Source organism: Sphingobacterium sp. UBA6320, from assembly GCF_002440335.1.
Classification (GTDB): Bacteria; Bacteroidota; Bacteroidia; order Sphingobacteriales; family Sphingobacteriaceae; genus Sphingobacterium.
In genome coordinates this window covers 1-10,553 of sequence record NZ_DJTA01000007.1, presented here as the reverse complement: position 1 = coordinate 10,553, position 10,553 = coordinate 1, and the positions used below count along the sequence as shown (strand labels likewise).

Below are 10,553 nucleotides of genomic sequence, written 5' to 3'. Positions count from 1 at the left end.
TTCAGCCCTTATTTATTAAGAACTGATTTTTAATGACACTCTATATTGTGACGTAAATCACATTTTAAGCTGATGAACTTCATATACAAATATTTGTAGACTATTTACTTTTGTACTAGTTCGGAATTAGAATATCAAAAAAGATAGCATGAAAGTAGTTGTTTATAGTATTCAGGCCTTTGAAAAAGAGTTGTTAGCAATCGCTAATGGTAAAATGCATGATTTGACCTTTATTGCTAATGGGCTTAATGAAGAAACAAAAGTCTATGCTACAGGAAAAGACGTGGTGATCATATCTGCCCATGATATACTAGGAGCCTCGATGTTGCGAACTTTAAAAAATATGGGTGTCAATCGTATTTTGACACGTACCTTAGGTACAGGACATATTGATTTGATCGAAGCTGGAAAGTTGGATATACAGGTTGCCAATACACCTTATGAGGATCAAACTCCAAAAGGGATTGCAGAGCAAACGATTCGTAATTTAAATCTTTGGGGTGCAGGTAAATGTGTCGGAACCGCTTGTTGTTGTCTAAAAGACTGTGGAGTGAAATTATAAGATGATCATGAAAACGAATAGTGTAATAGCAATACAAGATCTTGTGCGAAAATATAATGTTGCCGCACCGCGTTATACCAGTTATCCAACAGTTCCATTTTGGGATAATGACCAATTTTCTACTGAGGGATGGATGCAAAGTGTATATCATACTTATCAAAAGTCTAAAGACTCTGGAATAAGTCTATATATTCATTTGCCCTTTTGTGAGAGTCTGTGTACCTATTGTGGTTGCAATACAAGAATAACCAAGAATCATAAAGTTGAGTTGCCCTATATCGATAGTTTACTGAAAGAGTGGGGGATATATACAGCAATATTAAAGGAAGGTGCGCCTTTGATTTCTGAAATTCACCTCGGTGGTGGGACCCCTACTTTTTTTGCTCCAGAGCATTTAGCGAAATTGATCAATGGTATTTTATCTCATGCACAAATAGCGGAAGACGCTTCCTTTTCATTTGAAGCACATCCTGGAAATACGACTTTTGAACACCTCGATGTGTTGTATCAATTGGGATTTCGAAGATTAAGTTTAGGGATTCAAGATTTTGACCCATTGGTCCAATTTACGATCAATAGAAAACAAGATGTCGCAGATGTGAGGCGCGTCATGCAAGAAGCGCGTAAGATTGGATATACTTCGATTAATTTTGATTTAATATATGGTTTGCCTAAACAAAATTTACAAACTATCACCGAAACGATAAAAGAATCCTTAATCCTAGATCCAGATCGTATTTCTTTTTACAGTTATGCACATGTTCCATGGATCAAGCCTGGCCAACGCCACTATACAGAACTAGATTTACCGCAGGGAGAAGAAAAGTTAGCTTTATATACGCAAGGGAAGAAACTGATACAAGAAGCAGGGTACCTCGATGTCGGAATGGATCATTTTGCAAAACCCGAAGATGAATTGTTCATCGCATTCCAAGAAAAAAGACTTCATCGTAATTTTATGGGATATGCAGATCGCTATCGCCCTTTACTCATTGGTTTAGGAGTTTCTTCCATCAGCGATTCATGGGATGGTTTTGCACAGAATGTCAAGCATGTAGAAGAATATCAACAGTTGCTAGATCAAGGTCAATTGCCTGTGGTTAAAGGTCACCTGCTCGATGCAGAAGATGTCATCATAAGACGATATATTTTAGATCTGATGTGTAAAGGTGAGACCCAATTGATCGAAGGCTTTTTGGGTAACGATACGATTGTGAAAAAATTACAAGAAATGATCGATGAAGGAGTCGTTAAGATGGATTCAGATCAGATTATCATCACTTCTTTAGGTAAATCCTTTCTTCGAAATGTATGTATGGCATTTGATCTGAGATTACAAAAATCAAAAAGTGAAATGCAACTATTCAGTCAAGCGATTTAACGATTAAAAGATGGTGGAAACGAAAGAGATTCAAGTAGCGCAACATTGTTTTCACTGTGGTGATACAATTGAGTTAGCCGGCTATCAGTATGCTGAACATGATTTTTGTTGTTTAGGCTGCCAAACGGTTTATCAGATTCTTAACGAAAATAACATGCAAAGTTATTACCGTTATAATCAGCATCCGGGAAAGTCCAAACAGGGAAAAACCGCCGATTTATCGTATTTGACTGAGGCTGCCATAGTTGATAAATTGATCGATTTTAAGGATGAGCAGATCACCATCATTACTTTTTACATACCCGTTATACATTGTAGTTCCTGTATATGGTTATTAGAAAATCTATATAAAATCAATCCGCATGTGATCTCCTCGAAGGTTGATTTTATGAAAAAGCAAGCTAGCATCACATTTAAGCATACCGATTTATCCTTATATCATCTTGTTGAACTGTTGGTGAGTATAGGCTATGAGCCCAAGATCACTTTACAAGATGTGGTTAAAGAAGGTAAGAAGGTAAATTCAAACCCATTGATCGCTAAGATCGCAGTGGCAGGATTTTGTTTTGGAAATTCTATGATGTTGAGTTTTCCAGAATATTTTGGACTTGCAGGTTTTGAAAAATCATACTCGGTATTTTTTGGATATGCCAATCTTTTATTTACGTTACCTGTACTATGCTATAGTGCTTCTGATTATTTTAAATCCGCATTTTTAAGTATCCGTCAAAAAAGATTGAATCTCGACGTTCCTTTGGCACTCGGGATCTTTATACTATTTCTACGCACTGCTTACGAAGTGATTTCACAATCAGGTGCAGGTTTTGGAGATACACTTTGCAGCTTGGTATTTTTTATTTTAATTGGCAAGTGGGTGCAAGAAAGGACGTATTATCATATTTCTTTTGAGCGTGATTATCGAAGTTATTTTCCCGTAGCGGTAACCACTATACAAGAAGGAAAAGAGAAGGCAATTCAACTTGCAGAACTACAGGTCGGTGACCGGATATTAGTTCGTAATAACGAAATTATACCAGCTGATGCCGTTTTGCTACATGGTGAAGCATGTGTTGACTTCAGTTTTGTGACCGGCGAATCTAAACCTATCACCAAGATATTAGGGGAGGTGATCTATGCTGGCGGCCGTCAAATGGCAGAAGCAATTGAACTGGAAGTGGTCAAATCTGTATCGCAATCTTATCTGACCAAACTTTGGAATAACGATAATTATAAGCAATATGATCGCCAATTTCAGACGTTTATTAGTTATATCAGTAAATATTTTACGATTGCTTTATTATTGATTGCCATATCAGCCACTGTATTTTGGATGGTAGGGCAGGATCCTAATAAAGCATGGGGCGCATTTACTGCTGTTTTGATTATTGCCTGTCCATGTGCTTTAGCTCTCAGTTCACCATTTACGTTGTCAGCAGCACTAAGTGTCTTCGATAGAAATAAGTTTTATGTCAAAAATACAGATGCTATCGAGCAGATGGCAGCCATTGATACTATTATTTTTGACAAGACCGGTACGATTTCCTCACCATCAGTTAGTGGTATCGCTTTTGAAGGCTTTTTGACACAGGAGGAAAAAGTATTGGTATATTCTGCTTGCCGTAATTCAAGTCACCCCTTGAGTCGAGAAATTGTAAAGTGGTTAGATCATATAGAACCGATCCCTGTGGATCGATATGAAGAAAAGATAGGAGAGGGATCCATAACACAGATCGGAAAATATACGATCAAAATCGGAAGCGCTCGATTTGTGAATGCACCCAAAAATACAGAAGAAGCATCCTATGTGTTCGTATCCATCAATGATAAAGTGAAAGGTAGCTTTGCTATGGAACAATCCTGGCGAACAGGACTTTCCGGTATTATCCATGATTTAAAAAATTATGACCTGCATCTTATATCAGGTGATAATGATCGAAAAAAAGAGGTGCTAAAAGAAATTTTTCCATCAACAACACGCTTACTTTTTAATCAGTCTCCACAGAATAAATTGGATATCATCCAAATGTTTAAAGATAAAGGAGGTCATGTTTGTATGATTGGAGATGGTTTGAATGATGCTGGAGCTTTAAAAGCTGCTGATTTAGGAATAGCCGTAAGTGACGATATTAATAATTTTTCACCTGGTTGCGATGCTATTTTGGATGGTGCCGCTTTTCAAAAATTACCACAGTTTTTTGCGTTTAGTAAAGATGCGGTACGCGTCATTCATCTGAGTTTTTGTATTTCATTGTTTTATAATGTGATCGGATTGAGTTTTGCCGTTCAGGGAGAAATGTCGCCGTTATTTGCTGCGATACTGATGCCAATAAGTACGGTGACTATTATATCTTTTACGAGTTTATTGACGCGCTGGTTCGCAAAAAGACGGGGATTATAAGTATTTTTTACTAATTTGAAATAGTATTATGAGTATCATCTTTATGTTAATTGGTTGTAGTGTATTTGTCGCGTTATTGTTTTTAGGAGCATTCTTTTGGGCCAATAAAACGGGACAGAATGACGATACCTATACGCCATCAGTTCGTATTTTATTTGACGATGATATCGAAGAGATTGATTCCAAGCAGGAGGACGGAAAATCGTTCCACTAATATGCTGTTAGCGGCTTTTTCGTATTTTGCCTTGGTCTGTTATCAATACATAGTGATACAGCGGAAATTTTTTTGCTAGTTTTAGACCTTCCTTTTGACCCATCACCATAATTGACGTACTCAATGCATTGGCAAACTCAGCAGAAGGGCCATAGATGGTCACGCTAGTTAGTCCAGTTGCTGGATACCCCGTCTTAGGATTGATGATGTGCGTATACCTTTTGTTCCCAATTTCCGCATATTTTTCATAGCTTCCGGAGGTCGCGACCGCACTTTCTTCCATCTGGAGTATTTTAATTGTTTTGTAAGCCTTAAAAGGATTTTTAATCCCGATTAACCACGGAGTATGATTGGGCTGATATCCCCAAGTTGATAAATCGCCTGAGGCATTGACGATCCCGGCTTGAACTGATTTTTTTTGCATCAAAGCTCTACCCATGTCGGCAGCATATCCCTTACCGATAGATCCAAATCCAATTTTCATACCTGGCATGGATAAGTAAATCGTGCAATTGGCACTATCCAATACAATATGTTCATAGCCCACCTTTTCTACCGATTTACGGATAGCGCCTTCCGATGGCAATTCGTTCATTGTCCCATCAAATCGCCATATTTTATCTAAAGCAGCAATACTGATGTCAAAAGCACCGTTTGAATTTTTGGAGTATTCGATTGCTCTTGTGGTTAAATCAAAAACTTCACGATCGACCTTTACAGGCTTAATGCCGGCGTAGCGATTGACTTGTGAAATTTGAGTTTCAGGTCTCCATTCGGAAATCAGATTTTCAATACGGTTGACCTCCGATATCACCAAATCAATATGTTTTCGTACGGTTGCGGTATCTTGGTCTACAATCGTTATCTCAAATACGGAACCCATTAATGTAACTTGCTTTTTTAACAAAACTTGCGCATTACTCAAATGGCTGATCAGTAAAAATAGGAAGATATAACAAAACTTCATGATTTTTTGCTGTTAGGATTAATAACAATCGGTTAGAATCTGATTTTTATCCTTATAATACTGAAGTGTTTTGCCTTTTTGAGATGGTGCGATTCCTTCCAGAACCTGCTCAACATCTCGCTGCATATGAAGCGATCCACAGATCATAATAACACCACCATTTTCTAAATGTTCTAAAAAAAGTTGAGCATCTTGCTGGATGAGATCCATCACATATTGAGATTTTGATTCTCTTGAATAGGCAAAATGACATGTTTTTAAATGCTTTTTTTCAATTTCCTCTTGAGCAAATTCTTGATACCGCTTTGTGACAGTATTGTTATACCTAAAACCAGCATATAAATGAATTGGCGTTTTCTTATTGTTATTGATCATTCCTAAGAATGGTCCTATACCGGTTCCATTGGCAATCATAATGACAGCAGGAGCCTTTGGAAAATGAAATTCGGGATTACTCATGATGCGCGCATGTATAAAATCATTTTGCTTTAGATCGTAAAGGAAGTTTGATCCCAATCCATTAGGATGGAGTTTTACTTCCAGCTGAATCATTCCGTCATACTGACAGATCGAATAAAATCGCTCCCTATGATCATTTGTAGGATATATGGCCAAAAGATCGCCAGATTGAAATTTGACATTTGCAGTAGGTTTCAATATCACCGTAAAGGTAGCCTGGTCTTCTGTTGTTTTTTTGACAACTTTAAGTTTTTTTAGCCCCACAACTTTTGTTTGGTACACGGATGGTGCAGTTGCTAGTGCGAGGCATGATTTTTCACTCCATTGATGAACCCAGTTCGTAAACTCATGTATTGATCGATCGTTTACTTTATGTAGATCGAGAAAACGAGTTGCCCACTCTTGTGATGCCAGAACTTGATCCACACGTTCTGCATAAGCGCAATAATCTGGATAAGCTTGTGAGCCGAAGCCGATGACACTGTATTGTAGCTGTTGTTCTTGAGGAGTTTTTAAAAGTAGCTCTTCAAACTTCGATGCACCCGTTGGTGCTGTCCCTATACCATAAGTAGAAGTGAACACCAAAAGATGTGCTGCATTTGGATACCTTTGATATTGGTTCATCACAGCTATAAAGGAACGTTTGCCATCTGCTAGTAATTGTTTATGAATTTGGTTTGCAAAAAATAAAGTGCTACCATTTTCTGAACCCACTAAAATGACGATTTCAGCCTCATCCGCTTTATACTTATTTTTAATTTTTGTTTTCGTTCTTCTAAATGTGATAACAAATCCGGTATAGATAAAAAAGATGATATTTAAGGAGGCAAGACCCAAAATGATTGCCCATATCACATTTGTCCTTCCCGTATGAATATCGAGACTTAACTTTTCAAGTGCTGCAGTGTAAGGATACTTGGTTTCTGTTACTATTGCCCCATTAAATTGATTAACAGTGACTACGCGATCCTTAAATTTTAGCGTGTAGAATTCCTCTGGGTCATCATCCATAAATGGGAATTCGATTTTTTCAATATCAGCTAATGTATGCTGTTTAAAAATCTTAAAATCTTTAAATTCAATTTTATCAGTATCAGTCTCAGCGGTATGTTGGATATTTGCATTCGGTTTTTTCATGAACTCCATTCTGGCCATAAATAAATAGGTACCCGTTAACGCAATTATTAGAATAGGAATTAGGAAAAACCGGCCACTGACAACATGGAAATATTGTGCGAAGAAGTCTCGGTTAATTTTAGAAAAGAAATGACGTAGGCCTTGCTGGCGTTTAAGAATAAGGACGACACCACTTAAGGTAATCAATAAGAGTATAAAAGATACTACACCTACTATGATTCGTCCTGTCTCATGGAGAAATAAGGATCGGTGTAAAGCTGTTGTCCATTGAATGAATTGACTTTTGGGTGTTATCTCACCTAAAATCTTCCCCGTTTTTGGGTCAATATAGCCTTTAATTGTATTACCCTCTTCATCTAAAGCATCGATACTAACAAAATGATTATGGTCAACTGCTATTTCAATGATTTCGGGATAGACCTTTCGCAGTTCAGTGATGGACTGCGAAAGGTTTATTGTATTGAGATCTGCTACTTGGTATGCTTGGTTTTTTTCGTTAACTGCATCGATCGCCAATATAATTCCGGTAAAGGAAAGAATAAGTAAAAATAGGGATGATACTATCGCAAGAGCTAAATGTGCATACCTCCAGATGGATAAAGTCATTTTAATTATTGAACTTTATTTAATTTTACAAATTTAATATAACCTTTTCCGCTAGCGCGCTCAGCTAACGCTTCTGTTGTCAATGGAATTTCAACATCGGTGACATGGTATTTTTGTTCTTCAACAGCTGATTCAAAGCGCAACTTATATCCTTTGTTTAATTTCGTGTCATCTATTTCGATCGTTCTCATTGCACGGTCACCACCACCAACAGAAGCACCGGTGATGGCACTCAATTTAACATTCGATTTTGTTTGAAATTTATGCCATTCTTTCAATGTATTATACCATTGCTTATCTGGTCCTAAAACAGAAAGTGTCTTTTCATAAGCTCCTTTCGGGTTAATTAATGAGATGATGATATATGCACCTTCACCTTCATAACTATTCATTTGGATCATGCATTTGAACTTACTCGATTGTGCAAATGAATGAGAACTAAAAAGAGTAACAAAGAATAAAAGAAGTAGAAATTTTATAGAAATTTTCATGCTATTATTTTAAGAAATCAATGGAAACATTGTTTTTTGTTAGAAATTCATTTTCTTTTGCTAGATCGTATGCTGTTTCATCAAAAGATGTGATCAGATCTTTTTTAGCACCTAACGAAATCAATTCTTTAAGAACAGCATCATCTTTAGCAATTAGTGCAGCTTTATGTAATGGGCTCATTCCGTCATTATCTTGTGCATTAATATCAATCCCTAATGCAGCAACTCTTTTGATTAAATTTAAGTTTTCTTTGGCAACCGCTAAATGTAAAAGAGAGCTTTTATTTTTTTGTAAATCTGTAACATTTAAACCATTATCTTGTAATAAGGTTAATTTTTCTTCAAAACTATGATCTTGAGAAGCACGTTGACCAGTCTGTCCTTGTGGGGCATTTTCGGTATATGAATTTAACCAATAATACGCCAAGTTATTTCCGTCCTTATTGATGATTTTGATATCAGCACCATTTTTTAACAATAGGGACACAATTTCAGAGGAGCCGTTAGCAATGGCTTTTGTCAATGCGGATTCTCCTTTGTCATTGACTGCATTTACTTGAGCTGTTTTGGATAATAATAATTCAATCAATTTAGCATCTTTACCTGCAGCAGCAACCATAAGAGCTGTATTTCCCTCATTGTCGGCTTTGTTGACATCTACATTTTTAGACAAGAAGTAATTGATGACTTCCATATTTGGTCTGCGTACTAATGCCTGTAGGATTGTTGCACCGTCTTTATTAGTCGCTTTCGGGTCTAGTTTTAGTGTTTCCACCAAGTATTTGTAAGTTTCAATGCCGTTAGTAATCTGTCTTGATCCTTGTGTAGCGAAGAAAAGAGCATTGTTTGTTGGCTTTACACCTCTTTTAATGAGTTTTTCAATGATGTCAACATGGCCTAGTTTTGCCGCATAATCAACAGCGGTTCTACCAAAGTTGTCCTGATCTGATAAGGATAATCCTTTAGATATAAAGTAATCAGTAATACTTAAATCTTGGTCTGCAGCCACCGACAATAATAATAATGTAGCGCCATCCTCATACTTTTGTTTAGGATCTACACCAGCTTTAAATAGAAGATCATACACAGCTGTGTTTTTATTTCCTGTTGAAGCGGCATAAGCTGCAATTGGGAAACCATGGCTATCTTGGTAGTTGACATCAGATCCTTTCGATATTAAATATTGTACGAGTTCTAGATTTCCTGTTGATGCAGCCCAGTGCAAATAACTACGGCTGTGATGCGTCTTTTTAGTAACACTATTGCCTTCTTGTTCAATTAAATATTTAATGACATCGTTTGGAGCTTTATTTAATATGGCAGTAGTGACAGGGTCAAATGAAGCTGCATTCGGTTTTGATGGGCTATTTCCTTTCGCTATTTCAGTTTTTACAGCATCCAAATTGGGCGAGCCTTTCCAGAAATCAGCATTCATTAATGAATTATTATTTTGGGCTTTTCCATAAAGAGCAGATAATAATAGGGCTGCTAGAAAGATCTTTTTCATATTATTGATTTAAATACCTCGATATATTGAATTTATTTATACTAAATCTAAATAGAGAGCAAATCTATAAAATATAATGTAATTTTTAGAAAAAAAGTAAAATTTATTGCAAGTGGTTGCTATATATTATAATAATATGCTACAAAAGGATATAGATAATATAGATATGGTAAAAAATTAGTTCTCTAAGTTTTAAACACTATATAATAAGAATCAATGTACCTATGTCGTGTTCCAGTATAAAAGCATACCAAATTCTAATCAACTTCGTATTTAATACCGGTATAGTAGGGGGATAACAGGGGGTTTATAGGGGGTTAGTAGGGGTAGACCCCTACTAACCCCCTATAAACCCTAAGTAATGTCTGGTGTATTCCCCGTTTAATGGTGAATTTGGTAAGTAGTTGGTCAGGATTTGTCTTTAAGATCTGGTATATATGGTAAAGTAACTGAGGGATCGAGTAACGCAGTGATGTAGTGACGGAGTAAAGCAGTAACCGAGTGATCAAGTGACATAGTAAGCTAGTAGCGGATTGACCCAGTAACCGAGTGATCAAGTGACCAAGTAACGGAGTGATGAAGTAACAATTAACGCAGTATTTGTGTGAAGAACCCATATATGAACAGTTGACGGGCGTGTCCGCACACAGATGGCCCCAGACCAACTAACAATGTGATCCATAGCAAAAGTTAATCCATATCCGACCCAGCATGATCATCAGGCGGCATCCAGATAAATTATCGGTCACATTTCTAGCCCTTTACCGTGCCGCGGTAAACTATTTCCGGAAAACATTAGGAAGTGAAGTATAAAAGTTCCTATCTTTGCAC

8 protein-coding genes are annotated in these 10,553 nt (G+C 36.9%); 4 read left to right on the top strand and 4 right to left on the bottom strand.

Annotation, left to right across the window (positions count from 1 at the left end; all coding sequences use genetic code 11):
* Positions 1 to 148: 148 nt before the first annotated feature.
* From B3P23_RS02955 to ccoS, 4 genes are read left to right on the top strand one after another with little or no spacing between them, the layout of a single operon-like run.
* Positions 149 to 562 (top strand): lactate dehydrogenase, encoded by a 414-nt coding sequence (locus B3P23_RS02955; protein ID WP_045753460.1) that lies wholly within the window; start codon positions 149 to 151, stop codon positions 560 to 562.
* 7 nt (positions 563 to 569) lie between these two features.
* The gene (gene hemN / locus B3P23_RS02950; RefSeq protein WP_293924405.1) at positions 570 to 1,943 is read left to right on the top strand and encodes an oxygen-independent coproporphyrinogen III oxidase; all 1,374 of its coding nucleotides are present in this window, start codon (positions 570 to 572) and stop codon (positions 1,941 to 1,943) included.
* A 10-nt stretch (positions 1,944 to 1,953) separates the two neighbouring features.
* A complete protein-coding gene (locus B3P23_RS02945) occupies positions 1,954 to 4,341 on the top strand; it encodes a heavy metal translocating P-type ATPase (RefSeq protein WP_293924404.1) in 2,388 nt (795 codons plus the stop codon).
* Between the two features lie 28 nt (positions 4,342 to 4,369).
* The gene (gene ccoS, locus B3P23_RS02940; RefSeq protein WP_293924402.1) at positions 4,370 to 4,555 is read left to right on the top strand and encodes a cbb3-type cytochrome oxidase assembly protein CcoS; all 186 of its coding nucleotides are present in this window, start codon (positions 4,370 to 4,372) and stop codon (positions 4,553 to 4,555) included.
* A gap of 7 nt (positions 4,556 to 4,562) precedes the next feature.
* On the opposite strand, the gene B3P23_RS02935 is transcribed toward ccoS, so the two are convergent.
* Genes B3P23_RS02935 through B3P23_RS02920 form a run of 4 tightly spaced genes read right to left on the bottom strand, consistent with a single transcriptional unit; the run spans position 4,563 to position 9,722 of the window.
* Positions 4,563 to 5,522, bottom strand: a complete 960-nt coding sequence (locus tag B3P23_RS02935) for an FAD:protein FMN transferase (RefSeq protein WP_045753458.1) — start codon at positions 5,520 to 5,522, stop codon at positions 4,563 to 4,565.
* A gap of 18 nt (positions 5,523 to 5,540) precedes the next feature.
* Positions 5,541 to 7,724 carry a PepSY domain-containing protein gene (locus B3P23_RS02930; protein ID WP_293924398.1) on the bottom strand — a complete coding sequence of 728 codons (2,184 nt, stop codon included), beginning with the start codon at positions 7,722 to 7,724 and terminating at the stop codon, positions 5,541 to 5,543.
* 5 nt (positions 7,725 to 7,729) lie between these two features.
* Complete coding sequence (locus B3P23_RS02925; RefSeq protein ID WP_045753456.1) at positions 7,730 to 8,215, bottom strand: DUF2271 domain-containing protein; 486 nt, start codon at positions 8,213 to 8,215, stop codon at positions 7,730 to 7,732.
* 4 nt (positions 8,216 to 8,219) lie between these two features.
* On the bottom strand, positions 8,220 to 9,722 hold the full coding sequence (locus B3P23_RS02920) for an ankyrin repeat domain-containing protein (RefSeq protein ID WP_293924396.1): 1,503 nt from the start codon (positions 9,720 to 9,722) through the stop codon (positions 8,220 to 8,222).
* Positions 9,723 to 10,553: the final 831 nt, after the last annotated feature.